General features: G+C 60.8%; 19 protein-coding genes. 6 read left to right on the top strand and 13 right to left on the bottom strand.

Annotation, left to right across the window (positions count from 1 at the left end):
- Positions 1-45: 45 nt before the first annotated feature.
- The gene (locus EM858_RS15410) at positions 46-954 is read left to right on the top strand and encodes a hydrogen peroxide-inducible genes activator (protein WP_127757159.1); all 909 of its coding nucleotides are present in this window, start codon (positions 46-48) and stop codon (positions 952-954) included.
- A 63-nt stretch (positions 955-1,017) separates the two neighbouring features.
- On the opposite strand, the gene EM858_RS15415 is transcribed toward EM858_RS15410, so the two are convergent.
- From EM858_RS15415 to EM858_RS15425, 3 genes are all read right to left on the bottom strand, one after another.
- Positions 1,018-1,896, bottom strand: a complete 879-nt coding sequence (locus EM858_RS15415) for a DUF3313 domain-containing protein (protein WP_127757160.1) — start codon at positions 1,894-1,896, stop codon at positions 1,018-1,020.
- Positions 1,897-2,004: 108 nt separating this feature from the next.
- A complete protein-coding gene (locus tag EM858_RS15420) occupies positions 2,005-3,339 on the bottom strand; it encodes a HAMP domain-containing sensor histidine kinase (RefSeq protein ID WP_127757161.1) in 1,335 nt (444 codons plus the stop codon).
- Positions 3,336-4,010: a response regulator transcription factor gene (locus tag EM858_RS15425; RefSeq protein WP_059756216.1), complete on the bottom strand. Its 675-nt coding sequence runs from the start codon at positions 4,008-4,010 to the stop codon at positions 3,336-3,338. Before EM858_RS15425 ends, EM858_RS15420 begins: the two co-directional genes overlap by 4 nt.
- A gap of 260 nt (positions 4,011-4,270) precedes the next feature.
- Between EM858_RS15425 and EM858_RS15430 the strand changes: the two genes are divergently transcribed.
- A complete protein-coding gene (locus tag EM858_RS15430) occupies positions 4,271-5,431 on the top strand; it encodes an efflux RND transporter periplasmic adaptor subunit (protein ID WP_127757162.1) in 1,161 nt (386 codons plus the stop codon).
- A 1-nt stretch (position 5,432) separates the two neighbouring features.
- The gene (locus EM858_RS15435; protein WP_127757163.1) at positions 5,433-8,585 is read left to right on the top strand and encodes an efflux RND transporter permease subunit; all 3,153 of its coding nucleotides are present in this window, start codon (positions 5,433-5,435) and stop codon (positions 8,583-8,585) included.
- Between the two features lie 238 nt (positions 8,586-8,823).
- Here EM858_RS15435 and EM858_RS15440 read toward each other — a convergent pair whose 3' ends face one another.
- Positions 8,824-9,366 (bottom strand): NUDIX hydrolase, encoded by a 543-nt coding sequence (locus tag EM858_RS15440; RefSeq protein ID WP_059758602.1) that lies wholly within the window; start codon positions 9,364-9,366, stop codon positions 8,824-8,826.
- Between the two features lie 113 nt (positions 9,367-9,479).
- On the opposite strand from EM858_RS15440, the gene EM858_RS15445 reads away from it, so the two are divergent.
- From EM858_RS15445 to EM858_RS15455, 3 genes are all read left to right on the top strand, one after another.
- Positions 9,480-10,124, top strand: a complete 645-nt coding sequence (locus EM858_RS15445; RefSeq protein WP_003521774.1) for a DUF47 domain-containing protein — start codon at positions 9,480-9,482, stop codon at positions 10,122-10,124.
- On the top strand, positions 10,124-11,128 hold the full coding sequence (locus tag EM858_RS15450) for an inorganic phosphate transporter (protein ID WP_003521775.1): 1,005 nt from the start codon (positions 10,124-10,126) through the stop codon (positions 11,126-11,128). Before EM858_RS15445 ends, EM858_RS15450 begins: the two co-directional genes overlap by 1 nt.
- 91 nt (positions 11,129-11,219) lie before the next feature.
- Complete coding sequence (locus EM858_RS15455; protein WP_164865448.1) at positions 11,220-12,011, top strand: Ku protein; 792 nt, start codon at positions 11,220-11,222, stop codon at positions 12,009-12,011.
- A 12-nt stretch (positions 12,012-12,023) separates the two neighbouring features.
- Here the strand turns inward: EM858_RS15455 and ligD are convergent, their stop codons facing one another.
- The 9 genes from ligD to EM858_RS15500 all read right to left on the bottom strand — a co-directional run bounded on the left by ligD (position 12,024) and on the right by EM858_RS15500 (position 24,062).
- Positions 12,024-14,516: a DNA ligase D gene (gene ligD / locus EM858_RS15460; RefSeq protein WP_127757165.1), complete on the bottom strand. Its 2,493-nt coding sequence runs from the start codon at positions 14,514-14,516 to the stop codon at positions 12,024-12,026.
- 3 nt (positions 14,517-14,519) lie between these two features.
- Positions 14,520-15,353, bottom strand: a complete 834-nt coding sequence (locus EM858_RS15465) for a Ku protein (protein WP_127757166.1) — start codon at positions 15,351-15,353, stop codon at positions 14,520-14,522.
- A complete protein-coding gene (locus EM858_RS15470) occupies positions 15,350-15,637 on the bottom strand; it encodes a hypothetical protein (protein WP_104679975.1) in 288 nt (95 codons plus the stop codon). The genes EM858_RS15465 and EM858_RS15470 overlap by 4 nt, the downstream gene beginning before the upstream one ends.
- A 44-nt stretch (positions 15,638-15,681) precedes the next feature.
- The gene (locus EM858_RS15475; protein ID WP_127757167.1) at positions 15,682-16,575 is read right to left on the bottom strand and encodes an SDR family oxidoreductase; all 894 of its coding nucleotides are present in this window, start codon (positions 16,573-16,575) and stop codon (positions 15,682-15,684) included.
- A 203-nt stretch (positions 16,576-16,778) separates the two neighbouring features.
- Positions 16,779-19,118, bottom strand: a complete 2,340-nt coding sequence (locus tag EM858_RS15480) for an EAL domain-containing protein (RefSeq protein ID WP_127757168.1) — start codon at positions 19,116-19,118, stop codon at positions 16,779-16,781.
- 189 nt (positions 19,119-19,307) lie between these two features.
- Positions 19,308-20,411 (bottom strand): hypothetical protein, encoded by a 1,104-nt coding sequence (locus EM858_RS15485; RefSeq protein WP_127757205.1) that lies wholly within the window; start codon positions 20,409-20,411, stop codon positions 19,308-19,310.
- Between the two features lie 227 nt (positions 20,412-20,638).
- Positions 20,639-22,225 (bottom strand): ABC transporter substrate-binding protein, encoded by a 1,587-nt coding sequence (locus EM858_RS15490; RefSeq protein ID WP_127757169.1) that lies wholly within the window; start codon positions 22,223-22,225, stop codon positions 20,639-20,641.
- 75 nt (positions 22,226-22,300) lie between these two features.
- Positions 22,301-23,281 (bottom strand): mannonate dehydratase, encoded by a 981-nt coding sequence (locus EM858_RS15495; protein ID WP_003521785.1) that lies wholly within the window; start codon positions 23,279-23,281, stop codon positions 22,301-22,303.
- Positions 23,282-23,348: 67 nt separating this feature from the next.
- Complete coding sequence (locus EM858_RS15500; protein ID WP_127757170.1) at positions 23,349-24,062, bottom strand: FadR/GntR family transcriptional regulator; 714 nt, start codon at positions 24,060-24,062, stop codon at positions 23,349-23,351.
- Positions 24,063-24,159: the final 97 nt, after the last annotated feature.

A 24,159-nucleotide genomic window follows, 5' to 3' on the forward strand; every position in this document is an offset into this window, starting at 1 on the left:
ATAATTTCCAATTGTATATTCTAAAGGCTGCGATATGCTGAGCTTATGATTGCGCTCTCCATGAAACATCTTCGTTATTTCGACGCTCTGGCCAAGATCGGCCATTTCGGCCGGGCGGCGGAGGCATGCGCCATTTCCCAGCCGGCCTTGTCGCTGCAGATCCGGGAGCTGGAGGAACTGATCGGCGCGCCGCTCGTCGAACGGAGCAGCCGCCAGATCCGGCTGACCGCGCTTGGCGAGGAATTCGCCGAACGCACCCGGGCCATCCTGCGTTCGGTGGACGAGTTGCAGGATCTGGCGCGTGCGGGGCACGGCCCTCTCAGCGGCCGGCTGCGCATCGGCGTCATTCCCACCGTCGCGCCCTATCTTTTGCCGCAGGTGATCAAGACGCTCACGCGGCATTATCCCGGACTGGAAGCACGCCCGCGCGAGGCGGTGACACAGAAGCTCATCGAAGACCTTCTCGAAGCCCGGCTCGACATGGCAATCGTCGCCCTGCCCGTCTCGGAGCCGGCGCTGGAAGAGGTTCCGCTGTTTTCGGAGGAATTCATTCTGGTGCGGCCGATGGAGGATGCGGGCATGCCGGTGCCGAGCGCCGACAAGCTGGGCGAAATGCGCCTGCTGCTGCTCGAAGAAGGCCATTGTTTCCGCAATCAGGCGCTTTCCTTCTGCAGCACGACCAATGCGCCGCCGCGCGTGCTGATGGAGGGTTCCTCCCTCTCCACCCTCGTGCAGATGGTCGGCGCCGGCATCGGCGTCACCCTCATTCCGCAGATGGCCGTCGATATGGAGACACGGCAATCCACGGTCTCGGTGTTCCGGCTCGCGGAACCGCGCCCGTCGCGCACCATCGGCATGGTGTGGCGCAAGAGCAATCCGCTCGCGGCGCAGTTCAGCCATATCGCCGAAATCGTCCGCGAATGCGGTCTTCAGAAACTTGGCATCGCGTCATAGGAACTTAGGTCGGATGATCGCGCGCGCCACAACGCGCGCGATCCACAAATCTTGCGGCTGCCCCTATCGCGACGCGGCCTTTGCGGATCTGTCGGTCCATTCGGGTGGCGCACCGAACTTGTCGGCCACCATGCCCTGCAGGCCGCGCGACCGGCCATAGGCATCGCATTCGACATATTTCGGTTTTCCGCCCAGAGCGGACCGGATTCGATGGCCGGAGGGAATAGAGAGGTTCAGCCCGTCGGAGACCTTGCCTGTCACCAGAATACGCGAGAAGTAGTTCGAGAAATCGGCGGCAAGCTCGTAGGCATCTCCGATTTCCGAGACGCGGGCGTTGCCCGTGATGGAATTCGCGCCCTTGGACCAGACGGCTGCGGCGCGCTGGACGCCGGTGCTGTCCACCGCCTCCGCCTCGACAGCGAGGCCGCCAAGCCCGAATGGAAGACGCGGCACGCTGACCGGCAGGACGAAGCCGCTGCCGAGCGTCACGGCCGTCGATACCCCGGCCATGGTCTTGTCGGTCGGCACCAGATCGGTGATGACCGTGCGCACCGTCATGTCCGCCGGCTGGCCCAGCGCGGCAATCCGGTATTTATCGCTGAGCGCCACGCAGATGGCGCGATCCAGCGCATTCGAAACAAGGACACGGTCCTTTTCCGATGCGACCCGTGAAGAGGCCGCGAAGGAGAAGGTTGTCGGCACGATGGCGACGGTCTTGACCCCAGCCAGTCCGTTGGCGTCCACGAAGGTGCGCGATTTGGTGAACTTGCCCTTGACCGGGCTGAGTTGCGCATAAGAGGTCAGCGTACCGCCTTCCTTGAGCGGCACGGAAGTGCAGCCGGACATGATGATGGCAAAGGGCAAGGTGGCGAAGGCGACGCCGCGACTGCGGGAGGCCCTGTCGCCGGAAGCCCGGGCAAACAGACTGCACTGTTGTTTCACTGCACGTACTCCAGTTGGCATGGTTGATCCTGTGCCCCACACGGTACGACAGCGAAAATTGCGGCAACATTACAATTGCCCGCCCCTGAAATCGCGCGCAACGCAGGATCAGAAACGTAACCGGAAGGTGCTTCCGAAGGCGCTGCTGTCCAGAAAGATTCGCCCGTTATGGTTGGCGACGATCTGCTTGACGAGGCTGAGGCCGAGGCCCGCCCCGGTGCTGCGCGGTGTAACGCGATAAAAAGGCTCGAAAATCCGCTCCCGCTGGTCTTCGGCGATCCCCTGTCCCTCATCGGAAACCGCGATCTCGCCACTGGCGAGAATCGAGACGTGGATCATCCCCCTGTTCCCGCCATGGTCGATGGCGTTGCGCACGATGTTGCTGATGGCGCGCGGCAGGGTGAACGGGTTGCCCAGTATTTCATATCGCGCGATCTGCGCTTCGAAGGAGATATCGTAGCCCGCCGAAAGCGCGAGCGGCGCGAGATCGGCAACGACGGTGCGCGCCGTCTCGACGAGGTCCAGCGTTTCGCGCCGGTCGTTTACCTGATCGTTTCTTTCGAAGGCGAGAAGCTGTTCGGTGGTCTCCCCAAGCCGCGCGACATCCTCCATCAGACGTTGCTGCTCCGGCCCCGGCAAGCCCTCTATCCTGGTCTGCATGATCGCAATCGGCGTTCTCAGCTCATGCGCCGCATCGATGAGAAAACGCTGCCGCGCCCGAAACTGCTCTTCGAGCCGTTCGAGGATGCCGTTGAAGGCAAGGATCAGGGGCACCACCTCCCGCGGCACATCCTCGACCGGAAGCTTCGAGCCCGGCCGGCGCGGGTCGATCTCGGGAGCCTTTTTGACGACGGAACTGAGGCCTGCAAGCGCCTCGCGCACGATGCGGGGAACCGAGAAGAACACGGCGGGCAAGATGACAGCCAGGAGGGGAACGTAAATCTTGTAGGTTCCGGCAAGAAGCGTCAGAAACTGCCCCCTCATATGCGTGGTTCCGCCGAACATGACCCTTATGGAACCCCACTTCGTCTCCATGCTTTCAACCAGGGCGACCTCGGAGATGCCCTTTCCTCCGCGAATATCGGCATCCGTCAGCAAATGCAGATACGGCGACAATTCCCCATAAACGGCGGGCACGGCGCCATAGCTCGCCACCCGCCCGTCCAGCGTGGAAGCCACGAACCAGAGCGTTGAGTTCTCCGCTTTCAGGGCCTGCAATGCCGGGCCATCGGTAACCACCAATCCTTCTTGCGGATCGAGCGAAAGCGACTCATCGAGTGTCGCCGACAGATCGTCCCAGAGCGCAATATTGGGCGAAAGCATTGTCATGCCATAAAAGCAGAGACCGATGATGACCACGGCAATCATGGCGGAGACGACGACGCTGAGCTGCCAGCTCAATTTCCACCACAAGGACGAGTTGGAGGTGCCCTGCGCTTTCATGCCTCTTCCTTCAACAGATAACCGATGCCGCGAATATTGTGGACGCCAACGCCTGCGGAGGCATCGAGCAGACGTTTGCGCAGCCGCGATATATGCGCATCGAGCGCATTTGACTGGATCTCTTCCTCGTAATTGTAGACGGCCGCCTCAAGCGTGGAACGCAGCACGGATTTGCCCTTGCGCTTTGCCAGCGCAACGAGAACCGCAAGCTCGCGCCTTGGCAGATCGAAGGGAACGGAGTTGATCGTGACGCTGAGATGGAGCGGATCGATAACGATGCGGCCGGCTGTGATTTCGGCCGGCGCAAGGTTTGCCGGCCTTCTCAGAACCGCACGCACCCGCGCCAGCAGCTCACCGACGAGAAACGGCTTGCCGAGATAGTCGTCGGCGCCGCCATCCAGTCCGGCGATGCGGTCTTCCGGTTCGTTCAACGCCGTCAACAGAATGATCGGCGTGTCGATGCCGGCGTGGCGCAGCTGCGGAATGAAGGCAAGCCCCTCCCCGTCCGGCAGGCGGCGATCAAGCAGGATGGCGTCATAGACATGCTGGCGCGTCAACTCCATCGCATCGCCGAGCCACATCGTATGGTCGATGACGATGCCCTGCCTGCCGAGCGTCGCCGTCAGCGCATCCGCCATTGCCTTTTCGTCTTCGATCAACAGAAGTCTCATGCGTCACCGTCCCTTCGCATTCCCTTGTCTGCCAGAAAGGTTGCGGCAGTATTGCGGCAAAGAAGACGCCAGAGCATTTCCAACCCGCCGCATAACGGTTTCCCCTCCGAAAAAGGCATGAAATCAGGGCGATGGAACATCAGACCCTGCTGTTTAAGCAGTTGCGTTCGCAAGGGTAATGCTGCTGCAATTATGGACGCCTATCCAGATGCCATGCGCCTCAAGAGAGGCTGCGGTCCCGGTATGGAAAGGATTTCAGCATGTGGGTGAAGAGAACCATCAAGGCAGGGATCGCGCTTGCAGGTTGCGTTCTCGTTGTCACCGCTCTCGATCCGGCGCGCGGCAGCGTCGATGCGAATGAGCGTGTCAAAGGCACCGTGAACGGGCTCGTCGAGACTGCCGCGATGAGCCCGGCAGGCACTCCGTTCGAACTGACGGCCACCGAAACGGCGAAGATCGGCACACGCCCGATGGTGGAGCGGCTTGGCATCAGCGGCGAACTTCAGCCCATCACCCGCGTGGTGATCCGCGCCCGTGAAGCCGGCAAGATCGTCGAGATGAATGTCCGCGACGGAGACACGGTGCAGACGGGCAAGCTGCTTGTGCGTTTCGAAACCGACGAGCTGCAATCGACGCTTTTGCTGCGGCGGAGCGACCGGGATGCGGCTGAGGCCGAGCTGATGCTGGCAATGCAGGCCCTGACGAGAACCGAACAGCTAGCCCTGAAAAACATCGCTTCGGCGGAACAGCTCGACAAGGCGAAAAGCGATGTCGCGGTGAAGACGGCAAGGCTCCAGAGCCTCTCGGCGCAGGCGGATATTGCCCGCCTCGCCCTTCGCAATGCCGAAATCCGCGCGCCCTTCGGCGGCACCGTCACCCGGCGGCTGGCCGAGGCGGGATCGCGCGTCGGTGCGGATGGCGAGCTTCTCACGCTGGTCGATACCAGCGTGCTGGAGGCGAAGGTTCTTGTCGCCACACGCGATGTTCCGCGCGTCGCCCTCGGCCAGACGGCGAAACTGGAAATTGACGGCCTTGACGGCCAGATCGTCAAAGGCACGGTCGACCGCATCAGCCCGGTTGCCGAAGACGGCACCCGCTTCGTCGCCGTCTATCTGCGGCTTGCCAATCGTGACGGCCGGCTGTGGGGCGGAATGTTCGCCAGCGGATCGATCCTGCTGCGCGAGAAAAACGATGCGCTCGTCGTTCCCGCCATCGCGCTGCGCAAGGATGAGACCGGTTACCATGTGCTCAAGGTACAGGACGGCCATCTTCGTCGCCAGACAGTCACGGTGGGAGCGCGCTGGAACGGTGGCAACCTGATCGAGATTGCCGCCGGGCTGCAGGATGGCGAGACCATCCTGACCGCGCCGCTTCCGCAATTGCGGCCCGATATGGCCGTCACCGTCGACAAGGCAGGCTGAAATGTTCCTGACCCGCATATCCGTTACCCACCCCGTTTTCGCCACCATGATGATGGTCGCGCTTCTGGTCATGGGCGCTTTCTCGCTGCAACGGCTTGGGCTGGACCAATATCCCAATGTCGACGTTCCCGTGGTGGTGGTCGTCACCTCCTATCCCGGCGCGACACCGGAGACGGTGGAAACCGAGGTGACACGGCCGGTCGAGGATGCGCTGAACGCCATTGGCGGTCTCGATGAGGTCACCTCCACCTCCTATGAGGGGCGCTCCGTCGTCGTCGCGAAATTCAAGCTTGAGGTGCGCAGTTCAGCCGCCGCGCAGGAAGTGCGCGACAAGATCGCCGCCATCGAGGCGAATTTCCCCGAAGATGCCAAAAAGCCCGTCATATCGAGGTTCGACCCCGCCGCCGAGCCGATCCTGTCGGTAGCGATCAGTTCGACGTCGCTCGATGTGCCCGCCCTCACCAGCCTTGCCGACCAGAAGGTGGTGCGGCAGTTGACGACCGTTGCGGGTGTCGGTCAGGCAACGCTGGTCGGCGCGCGCAAACGGCAGATCGATGTGACAATCGACGAAACGCGCATGCGCGCCCTCGGGATCGGCATCAACGAGGTGGTGAACGCGCTGCGCAGCGGCAACGGCAACAGCCCGGCCGGAAGCGTCGTCGATCCCGTCTCCGAACGCACGATACAGGTGCAGGGGCGTATCGAGGAGCCGCAGGCGCTGCTGGATATGGTCGTGGCAAGGCGCGGCGGCGCGGCCATTGCGCTTCGCGATGTCGCCGCGCTTTCCGAAGGGGCAGCCGATGCCGAAAACCGCGCCCTCTATAATGGCCAGACGGCGCTGGCGATCGACATCGTCAAGGTTCAGGACGCCAATACGGTTCAGGTCGCGACGGATGTGAGGAAGCGCCTCGATGCGCTCAATGCCGAGCTTGCCCCACAGAACGTGCAATTGCGTATCGTCACGGATGCGTCGATACCCATCCGCGAATCCGTCAACCAGGTACAGACGACGCTGATCGAAGGTGCGGCGCTCGCCGTCGCCATCGTCTTCCTGTTTCTAAACTCCTGGCGCAGCACGGTCATCACCGGGTTGACATTGCCAATCGCAATCATCGGCACGCTCGCAGTGATCCATTTCCTCGGCTTCACGCTCAATACGCTCAGCCTGCTGGCGCTGACGCTTTCCATCGGCATTCTGGTGGATGACGCCATCGTGGTGCGCGAAAACATCACCCGCCATCTTCACATGGGCAAATCCCACCTGCGTGCGGCCCTCGACGGCACCAATGAAATCGGGCTTGCGGTAATCGCAACAACGGCGGCAATCGTGGCAGTCTTCCTGCCGGTCGCCTTCATGGACGGCATTGTCGGCCGGTTTTTTTACGAATTCGGCGTCACCGTTTCCGCCGCCGTCCTGATCTCGCTCTTCGTCGCCTTCACGCTCGACCCGATGCTGTCCAGCGTCTGGTACGATCCGGACGCCCAGCCCGATGCGAAGCGCGGGCCGGTGGGCCGCCTGATCGCCTGTTTCGACCGCGGCTTCGAATGGATGGCCGGGCAATATCGCCATGCCATCGGCTGGACGCTGCGGCATCGGCTCGTCACCCTGCTTGCCACGGCCGGCGTCTTTATCGGCAGCCTGTTCATGGTGCCGCTGGTCGGCACGGAATTCGTTCCGAATGCTGATGAGGGCCGCTTCCAGGTCAATATTACCGCGCCAGTCGGCTCCTCGCTGGACTATACGACAACGAAGGTACGGCAGGTCGAGAAGGCGCTGAAGGAATTTCCGGAAGTCGAGACGCTTTATTCCACCGTCAATACCGGCGGCGCCGCCGGCAAGCATCGGGCCGCCATATTGGTGGGGCTGGTGCCGCTCGACATGCGGAGCCGAACTCCGCTCTCCCTTGCCGAACTGGTTCGCAAACGCCTGTCAGCCATACCCGGCATAGAGGTCACGATCCTGCAGAATGGCCTTGGCGGCGGCGAAAGCCCGGTGCAGCTCAGCATCCTCGGCGACGACCGGGCGGTCCTCGAAAAAATCGCCACCGGTCTGGTCGAAGACATGAAGAAAATCCCCGGCATCGTGGATGTGACCTCCAGCGCCAGGGATGTGACCTCCATTCTTTCGGTCCGCCTGAAGCCTGCGGCGGCGAGCGATCTTGGCATTGCCCGCTCCGATCTTGCCGCAGCGCTTTCCCCCCTCATCGGCGGCGAGGATGTGTCGAAATGGACGGATGCGGACGGCAACAGCTACGATATCGTCATTCGCCTGCCCGTCGAGCGGCGGTCCGACGCGGCAGGTCTCGGTGAATTGATGATCGCAACCGGCCGCACGGCCGCGAACGGCGCGCCGCTGATGGTGCGTCTCGATCAGGTCGCCGATATCGGCATCATGCCGGCCCCCGCCGAAATCCGCCGTATCGACAATCGCCGCGAGATAATGGTTTCGGCCAATATCGCCGGCCGCACACTCGGCGACGTGACGGCGACGTTGCAGGGCCTGACAGCCGGCCGTGACCTGCCGAATGGCTATCGCATCCGCTTCGGCGGTGACGCCGAAACCATGCAGGAGACCATCGGCCACATGGTCACGGCGCTTACCATGGCCGTCATCTTCATCTACATCGTGCTCGCCTCGCAATTCGGCAGTTTCATGCAACCGCTCGCCATCATGGCGTCCCTGCCGCTTTCGCTTGTCGGCGTCCTCATCGGGCTGATGGTGGCCGGCAGCACGATCAACATGTTCTCGCTGATCGGCTTCATCATGCTGATGGGCCTCGTGACCAAGAACGGCATCCTGCTGGTCGATTTCGCCAATCGCGAGCGGCGGCGTGGGCTTTCGCTGAACGAGGCGCTGGAAAACGCCGGCGTCATCCGCTTCCGCCCGATCATCATGACGACGCTTGCGATGATCTTCGGCATGATCCCGCTCGGTCTCGCCGTCGGCGGCGGCGGCGCGCAGCGTGCGCCGATGGCCCATGCGGTGGTTGGCGGTCTCATCAGTTCCACGCTGCTGACCCTGATCGTGGTACCGACCATCCTGTCCTATATAGACAGCATCGTCAGGCGTTTCGCCCGCCTGTTACCGAAAGCGCCGGATGAAACGGGGCATCCGAACCATCAGGCGCAACCTTCCCAAAAGCAGCCGGCCTGAAAAGGCCGGTTTTGCATCTATGGGGCTGCCGTCACCTCAGCAGGAGAATGGCGGCTGGCCCCGCCAGAAGCACGGCAAGGACGATGATGGGATGGAGATAACGCAATAAAAAGCGGAGAGCGGAACGACATGGTTTCATGCACCGGCACCTGACGACAATCATCAGGCAAGGTTGGAGATCGCCCATTGCGGCGGCATTACAATCTTGGCCACAGCAGCAGATGCCGGGCGCGTGCGGTTACGGTCTCTCGCTGCCCTGACGCTTCTTTTTGCCCTTCGGGCGAAAATCGACAAGAAGCGACTTCAGTTCGATATCGCGAACGCGCCTTGCCGCCTCATCCGGGCGCACCCATTCCAGCAGGCGTTCACCGCGCTCCTTGAAACTGGTTTCCGCCTCCGTCACCTCTATCTGGAACACATCGACCATGCAGGGAACGACATCGCCATTGTCGAGCATCTTGAGATAGGTATAGCGGCCAACCGCATTCTTTTTCACCCGGCCGCGCACGCCCGCCTCCTCCCACGCCTCGATTGCCGCCGCCTCGTGCGGCTTCTTGCGTTTCATCGGCCAGCCGCGCGGAATGATCCAGCGTCCGCTGGTGCGGGACGTGACAAGGAGGATTTCGACATCCTCGCCATTGCCGGCATAACGGAAGCAGAGCGCGGCATATTGTTGCCGGAAAGCGCCTGTGAAGAGCTTTTCCGGAACCGCAGCAAGCTGCTGGAGCAATGTCAGTGCACGAGCCGGGCGGGTTTTCCGGCTTTTCTTGGTGGGTTTCATATCCGTTGATAGTGCTTATTTTCCGGGTTGCATCAATGCCCCGCGTGCATTTATGACAGTTTTATGACAATCACCCCCCACAACTAATAAAGCGCCATTGAGGGCCAATTCGCATGATGAGTATTTTTCGCAAGCTGATGCCGCGCGAGGACCGTTTCTTCGACATGTTCAGCAAACATTCCGAAACCGTCATCAAAGCGGCCGAGGCCCTTGACCAACTTTTGAGCGGCATCGACGTCGAGAAGAACTGCGACCTCATCGTCGCCCTCGAGCATCAGGCGGACGACATCACCCGCGAGGTGCTGCTCGCCGTCAGGCGCAGCTTCATCACCCCCTTCGACCGCGGCGACATCAAGGATCTCATCCAGTCGATGGATGACGCCATCGACATGATGCACAAGACCGTCAAGACCATCCGTCTTTTCGAGCAAACGGAATTCGATCCGCTGATGAAGGAAATGGGTCATGAGATCGTGCGCGCAGCCGGCCTCATCGCGGAAGCCATTCCGCTTCTCAACAAGGTCGGCACGAATGCGCATCGCCTGTCTTCCATCGCCGAAGAGGTGACCCGCGTCGAAGGCCGCTCCGACGAACTTCACGATCTGGGTCTCAAGGACCTCTTCCGCCGCCACGGCGCGAGCGGCAATGCCATGGCCTATATGATCGGCAGCGAGATCTACGGCGAACTCGAAAAGGTTGTCGACCGCTTCGAGGATGTGGCCAACGAGATCAGCGGCATCGTTATCGAGAACGTCTGATGGATGTCGCACTTGCCCTGCCGCTGCTAATCGGCCTTATCGCCATCGCGCTGTTCTTCGATTTTCTGAACGGTCTGCACGATGCCGCCAATTCCATCGCCACCATCGTCTCCACCCGTGTGCTGCGCCCGCAATATGCGGTCGCCTGGGCGGCCTTCTTCAACTTCATCGCCTTCCTGTTCTTCGGCCTGCATGTGGCCGAAACGCTCGGCACCGGCATCATCGATCCGGCCATCGTGTCGCCGCAGGTGATCTTCGCGGCGCTGATCGGCGCCATCGTCTGGAACATCGTCACCTGGATTTTCGGCATTCCCTCCAGCTCGTCGCACGCGCTGATCGGCGGGCTCGTCGGTGCGGGATTTGCGAAGGTGGGTTTCAATTCCATCGTCTGGTCGGGTCTGCTGAAGACCGTGGGCGCCATCTTCATGTCGCCGGCCATCGGCTTCTTCCTCGCCCTGCTTCTGGTGCTCACCGTCTCCTGGCTGTTCGTGCGGCAGACGCCCTTTGCCGTGGACCGCACCTTCCGCGTCATGCAGTTCATCTCCGCCTCGCTTTATTCGCTGGGACACGGCGGCAACGACGCGCAGAAGACCATGGGCATCATTGCCGTGCTGCTCTTCAGCCAGGGACATCTGGGCGAGAGCTTCTACGTGCCCTTCTGGGTGGTGATTTCCTGCCAGTCGGCCATGGCGCTCGGCACGCTGTTCGGCGGTTGGCGCATCGTCCATACGATGGGATCGAAGATCACCCGGCTGAACCCGATGCAGGGCTTCTGCGCCGAAACCGGCGGTGCGCTGACGCTGTTCGGTGCGACGTGGCTCGGCATTCCGGTCTCCACCACCCACACGATCACCGGCGCCATCGTCGGCGTCGGCGCGGCCCGCCGCGTCTCGGCGGTGCGCTGGGGCCTTGCCGGCAATATCGTCATCGCCTGGATCGTGACCATGCCGGCGGCTGCGCTGATCTCCGCCGCGGTTTACGGGCTGACGTCTCTCTTCGGCTGACAGCTCCATCCCTGCCCCGATTTGCCGCTCCTCCCGGAACAAAAGCCACCCCGTGGCTGTTGTTCCGGGTGGACCAATGCGGATCGCGGACATGGCACGACAGGTTTTCTGGAAGGGTTATTTGAAACTGTCGCTGGTGACGGCCTCCGTCTCGCTGACGCCCGCGACGACGGAAGGCAACAAATACACCTTCCACATCCTCAATCGCAAAACCGGCAACCGCGTCGAAAGCCGTTATGTCGACAGCATCACCCACCGACCGGTCGCCGCCAAAAACCAGGTAAAAGGTTTTCCCCGCGCCGAGGACGATTACGTTCTGCTGGAAGATGACGAGATCGATGCGGTGGCGCTGGAAAGCACCCGCACCATCGATATCAAGACCTTCGTGCCGAAAGGATCGATCGACTGGATCTGGTACGACCGTCCGCATTTTCTGCGCCCGGAAGACAAGATCGGCACCGAAGCCTTCAGCGTCATTCGCGAAGCCATGAAGGTGAACGATGTTTTCGGCATCGCACGCCTCGTAATCTACCGTCGTGAAAGGGCTGTGCTCCTCGAACCGTCGGGAAAAGGCATCATCCTGTGGACGCTGCATTACGGCGAAGAGGTACGCGAAAGCATCGACGCGCTGGAGCCGAAGATGAAAATCGACCGGCCGCTGCTGGACGCCATGGAAAAACGCATCGGCAAACAGGTGACGGGTTGGAAACCGGCTCTGGTGCAGGACCCCATTCAGAAGAAGATCAAGTCCCTGCTGAAGACCAAGGGCGAGGAGGTCTCCTCCTCGAAAAAGAAAACCGGCACGAAGGCACGCACCGGCGGCAATGTCATCAACATCATGGATGCGCTGAAGAAAAGCCTTGCTTCCGAAAAGAGAAGCTGAGGCTCGATGCCTTCAGCGGGCCTTTTTCGGAAGCGGCTCGGCAGCAGCAAAAAAGCCGTCCCAAGGGTCTTTTTTCAGCGCGGAGAGACGCGCGCCGATATTGTTGACGGTGAAATGGGCCGGGCCGATCTCGGCGGTGAGTTCCGACCATTCGAGCGGCGCTGAAATGGCGGCTCCCGGCCGCGCACGCGTCGAATAGGCCGCAACCGCCGTATTGCCCCTGCCATTGCGCAGATAGTCGATGAAAATACGGCCCTGCCGTTTCGCCTTGGTGGCGACTGAGAGATATTTCTCCGGCTCGGCCTTCGACATATCCGCCGCCATGGCCTTGGCGAAGGCTTTTACCGGGACCCAGCCCGCCTGCGGCTTCAAGGGTGCGACGACATGCAACCCCTTGCCGCCCGACGTCTTGACGAAAGCGGCAAGTCCGGCCTCTTCGAAACGCCGCTTCAGTTCAAGTGCCGCTTCGATCACCTCTTCCCAAGCCACATCCTCGCCGGGGTCTATATCCATGGTGATCATGTCCGGCTTTTCCCAATTGGCAGTGGTCGCGCCCCATGGGTGGATTTCAAGCGCGGCGGACTGCACAAGCGCCATCAGGCCATCGAAATCGGTGATGCGGATCAGCGGTTCGCCGCCCTTGTCCTTGGGATCCCGGATCTGCTCGACGGCCTTGTTGATGCCGCGCCAGGCATGTTTCTGGAAAAATCGCTGCCCCTCTATGCCCTCCGGGCAGCGCAACAATGCCAGCGGCCGGTTGACGACAAAGGGCGCCATGTGCCGCCAGACCTGCGCATAATAATCGGCAAGCCCCTCCTTCGTCACACCGTCCTCCGGCCAATAAAGCCGGTCCGGATGGGTGAACTTGATCTTCGATTGCGGCGCCTGGGTATCGGACACGGCCTTCTCCTCGCGTTCGATTTCTGCTGCGGGCTTGTCTTCGCGCAACCCCCGGAAGGAGGCGTGACGCAGATTGCCATCTCCAGACCATGCACGAAACTCCACTTCAGCGACCAGTTCCGGCTTGACGAAATGAAGATCGCGGCGGGCGAGCGCGGTGAGTTTCTCACCGAACGGGCTTTCCTTGCGCTCCAGCGGCTTCAGCCGGCCAAGCAGCATCTCCGCCATTTCGCCCGTATAGCCCGTCCCGACACGGCCGACATGGCGCAACTTGCCATTTTCATAAACGCCGAGCGCCAGCGATCCGATGGCGTGGTCGGATGTGGAAGAGACCGTATAACCGCCGATGACGAATTCCTGTCGCATCGAGCATTTGGATTTTACCCATTCGCCCTTGCGGCCCGAAACATATTTGCTGTTCCTGACCTTGGAAATGACGCCCTCGAGGCTGAGCCGGCAGGCATGGTCGAGGACAAGCGCGCCGCTTTCCTCAAAATGCTGGCTGTAACGGAGATGGGGGTCACCCGCCGGCAGCAGCTTTTCGAGCAGCGCCTTTCGCTCGCTCAATGCCGCACCGCGCAGATCGCTGCCATCGAGATAGAGAAGGTCGAAGGCGTAAAATACGAAGCGGTCGCTGCGCCCTTCGCTCAGATCCTGCTGCAAGGCGGAGAAATCGGAGGCCCCGCTGTCGCGTTCAACGACGATTTCGCCATCGATCAACATCGTTTCCACCGGCAGAGCCGTGAGAGCTCCTGTCACGGCGCTGCCGAATTTCTCCGTCCAGTCCAGCCCGCTGCGGGTCAGCAGTTGAAGCTTGCCCTGATCGACGCGCGCCTGCAGACGATAGCCGTCAAATTTGATTTCATGCAGCCAGCGATCTCCGTTAGGCGGTTTCGGCTTAAGCGTGGCGAGCGCCGGCGGCACGAAGGATGGCATGGCCAGTTTGCGTGCGCCTTTGGGCAGCGCATGCGCCTGTTTCCTGCCGGAGGCAGAAGCCACGGTCTTTTTCGATACCGTTTTGGAGTTCCAGGTATCTTTCGGTTTGGCTGCAACTTCCTCGACACTACGCCCGGTCTTTACGGATTCTGGCCGTTCTTCGAGAATATCCGCGCCGCCCTTATGCCTCGCCTCCTCGTCATCGCCCTTGATCAGCAGCCAGTTCTCCCGGCTTTCTCCGGGCTTTCCGTGCATGCGTACCAGATGCCATCGGCCTTTGAGCTTTTCGCCTTCCAGTTCGAATTCCAGATGGCCTTTGCGATAACCTTTCCGGGCGTCACCGATCGGTTGCCAGGTGCCACGATCCCAGACGATCACGGTGCCGCCGCCATATTGTCCTTTCGGGATGACGCCCTCGAAATCGCCATAGCTGAGCGGATGGTCCTCGACATGCACGGCAAGGCGCTTGTCCTCGGGATCGAGGCTCGGGCCGCGCGTCACCGCCCAGCTTTTCAGCACCCCGTCCATTTCCAGCCGAAAATCATAATGCAGGCGGCGGGCATCGTGTTTCTGTATCACGAAGCTCGAGCCCTGCTGTTCGGCCGTCGTCCCTTTGGGCTCCGGCGTCTTGTCGAAACTGCGCTTGGCGTTATAGGTCTGCAATCCCATGGATCAGCTCGCTTTCCGCGGGGCCTTGCGGCCCGCTGCCGTCGCCCTTTTCCTGCTGCCCGCTTCGGCCCCCGCGCTGCGACGCAGGGCCTCCTTGAGATCGATGATATTGTCTTCCTTGCGCGGCGGCGGCCTGGCGATTTCCCGGCCTTCGATCTTGGCTTTCACGAGTTCCGCGAGTGCATCATTATACCGATCGCTATAGTCTGCGGGGTCAAATGTGCCCGCACGCTTTTCGATGATGTGACCGGCCAGCTCCAGCATTTCCTCATCGAACTCGATATCGGGGATCGACTTGAAGACGGATGTCTGCGAACGGACCTCGTAGCTGAAATTCAGCGTCGTAGCGACGAGAGCCTTACCGCTCGGACGGATCAGCAGGACACGGTTGCGGCGGAAAAGCACCGCTTCGCCGAGAGCTGCGACATTCTCGTCGTCCATTGCCCTGGCAAGAAGCGTAAGCGCCTCTTCGCCGCCCTCCCCGCTCGGCGCGAGATAATAGGACTTGTCGAAATAAAGCTTGTCGATCTCGTCACAGGGCAGGAAATGCCTGACGCTGATGACCTTGTCGCTTTCCGGCATCAGCTTCGCAATCTCGTCTCCCTCGATGACGATGTGGTCGCCATTGTCCAGCTCGTATCCCTTGACCTGATCCTCGCGGAGAACCGCGTCGCCGGTATCGCTGTCGACATATTGCCGCTCGACGCGGTGGCCGGTCTTGCGATTGACGATATTGAAAGAGATTTTCTCCGCCGAGGTCAGCGCGGAATAAAGGCCGACTTCGCAGTTGAAATCGGCAAAGGTTAGATGGCCTCTCCAGCTCGCTCTCCGGTTCATGTCCGTCGTCCCTCGTCATCGCTGCGGGAAGGCATGTCTCCGCGTCGGCCCTTGGCCAGAATGCGCTCGATGGCGGGCACGTCCGCCTCCGCCAGAACCGGCACCGGATCGGACGCCATGGCTTCCAGCACCTCCGGCGACAGCCCGCCATTGCGGATAACCCATTCCATGGCCTCGCGGGTCTGGCGCTCCGCTTTCAACTGCGCATAAAGCGCCAGTATGAGCCGGTCGCGAACATCGAAGCTCTTCAAACTTCTGTCTGAACGTTCTGCCTGCCGTTTCATTTCGAAATCCTCAAAGGCCCATCCGGAATTGGCTGGGCATCGCCTCAGGCAATGCCCCTGCCGCCGGTCACACCATAAACCTCGCCATTGATGAAGCTTGCATCCTGCGACGCCAGCAGCACGTAAACGGGCGCCAGTTCCACCGGCTGTCCCGGGCGGCCGAAATCGCTGTCCTTGCCGAAATTCCTCACCTTCTCGTCCGGCTGGCCGCCGCTTGGCTGAAGAACCGTCCAGAACGGACCGGGGGCGACGGAATTGGCGCGCACACCCTTTTCGATAAGCTGCTTTGCGAGCGCTTTCGTATAGGCAACGATGCCGGCTTTCGTGGTGGCGTAGTCCAGCAGGATGGCGGAGGGCTCATAAGCCTGTATCGACGCTGTGGTGATTACCGACGAGCCCGGCTTGAGATGGGGAACCGCCGCCTGCGCTATCCAGTGCAGTGCGTAGAGATTGGTCTTCATGGTAAGATCAAAATCGACTGTCGATAACTCGTCGACGCTTTCTCGATATTGCTGCCTTGCCGCGTTGACGACCAGAATGTCCAGCCCGTTGAGATCGCCGGCCGCTTTCTCGACCAGTTCACGGCACCAGGCCTCGTTGGTGATATCGCCGGGCAGCGCGACCGCCACGCGGCCCTCCGCCTCGATGAGCGCCACGACCTCCTCGGCGTCGGATTCTTCTTCCGGCAGATAGGAGATCGCCACATCCGCGCCTTCCCGCGCAAAGGCGATGGCAACCGCGCGGCCGATACCGGAATCGCCGCCGGTAATCAGCGCCTTGCGACCGGCAAGCTTGCCGGTGCCCTTGTAGCTTTTTTCGCCATGATCGGGGAAAGGCGTCATATTCGTCACCAGACCCGGCATCTCCTGGGTCGGTGTCGAAAAGGGCGGGCGCGGATATTGGCTGCGTGGATCCTGAGGCTCGAGGCGGTCTGTCATCGCGGTCTCTCCCATCGATAGAGGTGCATCCGAGGCGCGTTCATGACAGGCAATCGAACTATCCCGTCATGCTGATTGCCGGTGTCGCCGGGGCAACCGCGGCATGGACGCGCCATACGCAAGCCTAACGATCTGCCGTCGCTCTCGTTCCATGGGATGTGGGAAAGGCGGGGCGACGGCGTCTGCGCCGTCGCCTTTTTTTATCAAACGGAATGTTTCTTCCGTGTGGTGGCGCTGACGACCTGAGCAGGCGCGACATCCGGTTTGCCGAAGAGATAACCCTGCGCCTGCGCGCAGCCCTCGTCGACCACCATGCGATATTGCGCATCCGTTTCAATTCCCTCCGCCGTTACCGGCAGATCGAGGCTGCGGCCGAGGCCGATCACCGCGCGCACGATGGCGCGGGCATTGTCGTCGTCGCTCATGGCGGCGATGAAGCTGCGGTCGATCTTGATCTTGTCGAAGGGGAAGCTCTGCAGGTTGCTGAGCGAGGAATAACCCGTGCCGAAATCGTCCATAACGATGGCGACGCCGAGCGCCTTCAACTGGTTGAGGATGATCAACGTCGCCTTGCGGTCTTTCAGAAGCGCGGCTTCGGTGATTTCCAGTTCCAGCCGGTTGGGCGAAAGTCCGGTCTGCATCAGCACGGTGCAGACGACATGACCGAGATTGGCCAGCGAAAACTGCAATGGCGAAACGTTCACCGCGATCTTCAGGTGCGGCGCCCAGCCGGCCGCCTGACGGCAGGCCTCGCGCAGCACCCATTCGCCGAGCGAGATGATGATGCCGCTCTCCTCGGCAATTGGAATGAAGACATCCGGCGGCACCACGCCCCGTGTCGGGTGCTGCCAGCGCACCAGCGCCTCGTAACCGACGACCTGCCCGCATTCGACCGAAAGGACCGGCTGATAATTCAACAGCAGCTCGTTGCGATTGATGGCAAGCCGCAGATCCGTTTCGAGCTGGCGGCGTTCTCGCGCCTCCTGATCCATCACCGGATCGTAGAAGGCCAATATGCCGCGCCCGCCCATCTTGGCGCGGTAAAGCGCCAGATCGGCGGCGTGCATGATGCTCTCATGGTCCTTCCCGTCCCGCGGGAAGACGGCGATGCCGATGCTGACGCCGACGGAGGTCGGATCGTTGGCAACATTCATCTTCAGCGCAAACATGCCAAGGATCGTCTCGGCCAGCAGGCGCGCCTCTTCCGCTTTGGTGTGCCGGGCAGTCAGGATGACGAATTCATCGCCGCCGAGACGGGCGACCACATCGCCTGCCCTTGCGCATTCATCGAGAATGGCGGCAACCTTTTTCAGAACGCGGTCCCCTTCGGCATGGCCGAATATGTCGTTGACCGCCTTGAACCGGTCGAGGTCGAGCGCCAGCAGCGCGAATTCGTCCTCCTCGTCGCAATGCTCGATCTGCTGGTGAAGACGGGTCTGGAACATGGTGCGGTTGGACAGGCCCGTCAGGACGTCGTGGCGGGCGAGATATTCGATTTCCCGCTGCGCTTCGCGCTTTTCCGTCAGGTCACGGATAGCCATTACCTCGCAGGGGCGGCCGCGATATTCGATCGTGCGTACGCCGAGCTCGAATATCTGCGCCTGCCCGGCGCGCTCACGAATCGCCTCCACCGGTGCGTGGCGTGGCAGATAAGCGGGCTGCCCGTCGATGGCCTTGAAGAGATCGTCGGGGTTTTGTCCGACCAGCGACGCTTCCTCCCGGCCCAGAAGGCCGGCAAAGCGGGTGTTAAGCTCCACGATCCGCCCATCGCGGACGACCGCGAGACCATCGAGCGTCGCATCCACAAGACCCTTGAGATCGACAAGGTAACGATCCACAAGAGCAGCGGCGGCGGTGGTGGACAGGATCAGGAACGTGACGCCGGAAATGGCGCAGATCATGATCAGCCGGGCGACATTGTCGGGGTCCGGCCCCGATACGGACGGATCCGGCGAAAGCACCGTGGCCGACATGGTCGTGAAATGCAGCGCGCAGATCGCGAAGATCGCCGATCCGGCCGGCGCGGCGATGCGCTGCCAGGAGCCAAGGCGACGAAAAAGGAAAAAGGCGAGGAGAAAAGACGCCCAGGCAACCGCAAAACCACCCAGCACCGGCCCCCACCGATAGCTGATCGTGGCGGCGACATCCATTCCCGCCATGCCGACGAAATGCATGACGGCGACCGACAGGGTGACCAGCGTGCCGACGAGAACAGGGCTGTAAGCGGCCTGCGAACGGCTGGTGAGCGCCAGCCAGAAGCCGAAAACCGGAAGAACCGCCGAAAGAGCCGTGAAGGCGAAATCATAACCGATCGGGACCGCGCCCTTATAGGCGAGCATGGCGACGAAATGCGTGGCCCAGACGCTGAGCCCTCCGGCAAAGGCGGCAACCAGCACCCAATAGGGCTTGCGGCCAGCCGGACTTTCCTCCGCACGCAATAAAAGATGAAAAAAAGCAAACATGCCAAGCAGGCAGATAACAGCCGCAAGAAGCACGACCGCCCGGTCGTGTTGTACGACAACGCATTCCAGAACCGTGAACATGACGCACTCTCCCAGCCTCTGAAGAACCGCTCACGGTGGCACTATGGGAGTGGTTTATTTATAAATCTCTAATGCAACTAATGATAAATGTAACGATCTGTTCTGCAACGTACAGAAAGGAACGGGCCGCACGCGGCGGCGCGTAAGGTTTTTCGCGTGCGGCGCGACGGGGACCAAAGGAAAAGCCGTTTATTTCCAGCTTCGATAATCGGCTGCGGTGCATCCGAAAGGCGCCGGGCCATCGGCGAAACGCTCCTGCAGACGGGCGCAACCCCACTCGTTGAGCGCTGCCGGCAACATGTTGTTGATGTCCATTCCGGGCGAGTTGAACTGCGACGGAGCGCTCGTGACGTACCACAGCCAATAACCGATAACCGCGACGACGACGACAGCCACGATGGCAACGAAAGTCCCCAGTCTGCGCAGGAGGCCCGGTCCTTTCTTTATCGCCGAGGCCTGGGCCGCTGCAGCCTCCTGTGTCTCACGCGCGACCAACGGGGCAAGCGATGTCAGAGCTTCCGCCCGCTCCTGCTCCGTAAGGTCGATCCGTTCCAGCTGATCATCGAGCAGGACCGGCAAGGCGCTGTTTCCATGCAGGACCGCGAGCGCCACATCATGTTTGCCGGTATGGCCGACGACAACGGGAATGCGACCCCGCTCCAGATGCGTGAAGGATTGCCGCTTGGTTTTATCGTCCCTTACCGTATCGGCATAGGTGACGAAAAGACGGCTGCGTTTTTCGGCAACCGCCGTCAGCGCCACCGGAATGACGGTCAACGGTGCGGGTTTGCGCAGCTGCAGGCGAACCCGCAGGACCCGGATGAGCGTGAACAGCATCGCCAAACTGCCGAAACCGAGCAGGGCAACGAACACGCCGAGCGTGATGATGCGGTTCCAGAGCATGTCGAGGCCCAGCGAAATCGTTGCGAGTTCCGGGTTCTTCGCGGAGATGACCAGCCCGGTTTCATAATCGCCGGAATGGAAATCGACGAACATGACCTCGACATCCTTCTTGTAGCTCACACCCGCATGGTCATAGGAAAGATCCGCCTCACAGGTCGTGAAGATTGCCTTGCGCGTCTTGCAGCTGCCGCTGATATCGCCGTTTTCAATCTCCAGCGGATCTTTGCTGATCTGATAGTCGCGCAATATGCCCGGGCCTTCGGCGACGAGCATGACGACCGTGATGACCAGAAGCACCGGAATGGAAAAATAATAGGCTGCCGGCACTGAAATGACGCCACGTTTGAGGCTTAGCGGCCGCGACGGAAGTTTTATCTGTGCAAGGTTCATGGTCGTCAACGCATTCTTCGGGAGGTGGGTGAGCGGAGTTCACGACTCTCGCCCGACGGAAGGAATAGTGGTCGGACGATCTAACCCGATGAACTCCTTGAGAAAACCCCCGAAATTCCGGGATAATGACGATAATTCACCGCCCCGGCCGGGCTTCACGCCTGGCGGCGAATAAAAACGGGCGGTAAAACCGCCCGTTACAGTTTTTCAGAGGCTGTGGTTTGCCCTTAGTCCTTCGTGACCTTTTCCAGCCGGGTCGTCTGGCTGGGATGGCCCACATAATCCTTCACGCGCGCATTCAGCACGATCGGCTCAAACCTCTCGAACATCGGCAGCACCGCCGGCTTCTGGGCGACGAACATTTCCTGCATCTGGGTGTAGATTTCCCCGCGCTTCTTGGCGTCCGGCTCCAGCGAAGCCTTTGCCGTGAGCGCCGTCAGTTCCGGAATGTCCCAGGCCGAGCGCCAGACGAAATTGCCGGCGTTGTTGGCTGCCAGCGAATTGTCGGGGTTGCTGGAAAACTGCTCCATCGAGCCCAGCACATTCGGCATGTAGGCGCCGGTCTGCGGAATGAGCAGATCGAAATCCCGCGCGCGGTGGGCGGCAATCACATCCGAACCGTTACCCTGCTGGATATTGACCTTGATACCGATCTGGCTGAGCGACGCCTGGATTGCGGTGGCGAGGTCGATGCGCGGCGTCTGTGCGATCGTCTTCAGATTGAGCGTGAAGCCGTTCTCATAACCGGCTTCCTTGAGGAGCGCTTTCGCCTTCTCCACATCGAGCTTCCAGTCCGGGCTCGGAATGGCGTATTCGAAGTTTTCCGGCACCGGCACCGTGCGCGCCCGGCCATAGGGACCCATGATGGTCTTTTCCATGCCCTTGTAGTCGATGCCATAGGCAATCGCTTCTCGGACCTTGGGGTTGGACAAAGGTTCCTTGCCGGCATTCATGGACAGGACGTAGAAGCCGCCCGTCGGCACGCGCTGGATCTGAAAGCCTTCCTTGTTGTTGAAGGTTGCAAGGTCGGCAGCCGTCAGCGCACTGGCGATGTCGATATCGCCACGCTCCAGCATCAGGCGCTCCACCTGGCTTTCCGGCACATGCCGCACGATGACGCGGCGCATTTTCGGGCTGCCGGCCACATAATTCTTGTTGGCCTCGAGAATGATGATCTCATTCGGCGACCAGCGATTGAGCGTAAAGGGACCGGAACCGGCGGAATTGGTTCTCAGCCAGCCATTGCCCCAGTCGCCACTGCTTTCATGCGTCTTGAGCTCCTTGCTGTCGACGACGCTGGCGATGACCATGGCCAGACGGTAGAGAAGCAGCTCGGACGTGGTTTCGCCGGAAAGATCGATGCGTACCGTTTTTTCATCCGGCGCGCTCACCAGCTTGTCGACATTATCGGCATTATAGCCAACGCGCTTGAGGTTGGCTGCGGCCGCCTGGTTCATCTTCAACAGCCGGCTGAGCGAATAGACGACGTCAGCCGAGGTTACCGGATTGCCCGAGGCGAAATTGGCTTCGCGAAGATGGAAGGTGATGCCCTTGTCATCTATCTCCCAGCGCTCGGCAAGCTGCGGAGAAACCTTGCCCGAACCATCGACCGAAATCAGACGGTCATAGAGGTTGGACATGATTTCGTTGGCTTTTCCTTCGGTGGCCTGATGCGGGTCAAGCGACAGTACCTGAGCCAGCGAGGTTCCGATGACAAGCTGGTCATTCGGTGTTTTGGCCAAGGCTGGCGCTGCCTGCACCAGCATGGCGCCCAGGGCCGTGGTGAATGCGAGACGGATCAATGATTTTCTCATACCTGCTCCTCCTACAGATCGGTAATTCATGTTTGGGAAGCCCGCGACGCAGCGCGGCGTCGCGGGTCAGAACGGTCAAAGATGTTTGTTATCAAGCGCTTCTATCAGCGCGGCGATGTAGCCGTAGCAGAAGGCGAAAGCGACACCGACGGCATCGCGGCCGGCAATCGTCGGCACATGGTCTGGCATGATCATGTAGCGATAACCGAGTTCGTGATAGAGTTTCAGCGAACGCACCATGTCCATGTCGCCTTCATCGGGGAATGTCTCCATGAAGGAGAGTTTGCCGCCGCTGATATTGCGGAAGTGGACGTTGAAGATCTTGTCGCGGCTGCCGAACCACCTGATGATGTCGTCGATTTCCTCACGCGGATTGTCGAGCATCTCGCCGATCGACCCCTGGCAGAAATTCAGGCCATGATAGGGGCTCTCGCGCATCTGCACGAATTTCTTCAGCCCCTCGACCGTGCCGAGAACGCGGGTTACGCCCCTGTAGCCCGGCGGCGTATAGGGGTCATGCGGATGGCATGCCAGGCGCACGCGGTTGCTTTCGGCCACCGGCACCACACGCTCGAGGAAGTAATCGATGCGTTCCCAGTTCTCGTCTTCGGAAAGAACGCCCGCGAGACCCGGCGCTGCATCATGGTCCGCCTTGTCCCAGCGCCAGGCCTCGTTGAGCGAGCCGCCGCGGCCGCGCTCCATTTCGGTGCGCGGAATGCCGATGAGGTTGAGATTGTATTTCGCCGCAGGGATTCCGGCCCTGGCGATATTCTCTATCATCGTGCAGACGGCATCGATCTGCCGGTCACGATCAGGGCCGGCAAGCAGGATATCGGGATAGGACGCCTGTTCGATGGGCCGCGACGGCAGCGGCAATTGCACCATGTCGAGAACGAGGCCAAAGCTTTCGACCTTATCACGGTGGCGCTCAAAGTCCTCGAAAGTCCAGCTCGCGGGCTTTCCGGGCGGATCCGCGTTGATATTTTTGACGCCGAGCTGCGCCCAAACCTTAAAATCCTCGTCATCGCGCGCAGCAACCTGGGTGCCGACATACATCGATTCTCTCCTCTCTCCATGCAAGTCATCATATGACATCGCATGAAATAAGATGAGTGTCGAGATGCTATTGCGCTTCTGAAAGCAACCTGTATCGGCGCTGGCTCGCAAGCATATGTTCGCGCATGGCTTTTCGCGCCGCTTCCGGATCCTGTTCGACGATGGCGCGCAGGATTGCCTCGTGCTCGGCCTGCACTTTGCGAAGATAATTCGCGTCACCGGTTTCCGGCAGCGTCGGGAACTGCCCGCGCGGTATGGAGCGCGAGCCGAACTGACGCAGAGCCTCCAGATAAAAGCGGTTGTTCGTGGCGATCGCGATGGCCGTGTGAAACTCGTAATCGGCATCGACAGTGGTTTCACGCGCATCGATGGCGCGGGCCATTTTCCGGTGCGCCGCAGAGATTGCTGCCTCCTGCTGGGCGGTGCGGCGATAGGCGGCGATTGCCGCCGCCTCCCCTTCCGTCGCAAGCCGGAACTCCAGCATTTCCAGCGTTTCCGCAATGGTTCCGACTTCGGATTGCGTCAGTTTCACGCCGGCCCATTCACTGACATTGCTGACGAAAACCCCCTTGCCCTGGATGGGAACGACATAGCCGGCGGAACGCAAATCCGCGATCGCCTCGCGAACCACCGTGCGGCTCACGCCGTAGCTGCGTTCAAGCTCCGGTTCGGTGGGGAGTTGATCACCGTTTTTCAGTTTTCCACTGCGAATTTCTGCGCTGAGATTATCGATGATCTGTTGTGCCCGCCTCTCCCGCGGCCTCGCTTTGTCGCCCATCATGCCACTCTTCCCTCTTGCAGAATACGAATCCCTTCGCTACTCATATTATGACATGGTCGCACATCATATGTTTTCATGTTAGCTCAGGGAGGAGTTG

It is taken from the genome of Agrobacterium sp. CNPSo 2736 (assembly GCF_004005385.1).
Taxonomy (GTDB): Bacteria; Pseudomonadota; Alphaproteobacteria; order Rhizobiales; family Rhizobiaceae; genus Agrobacterium; species Agrobacterium leguminum.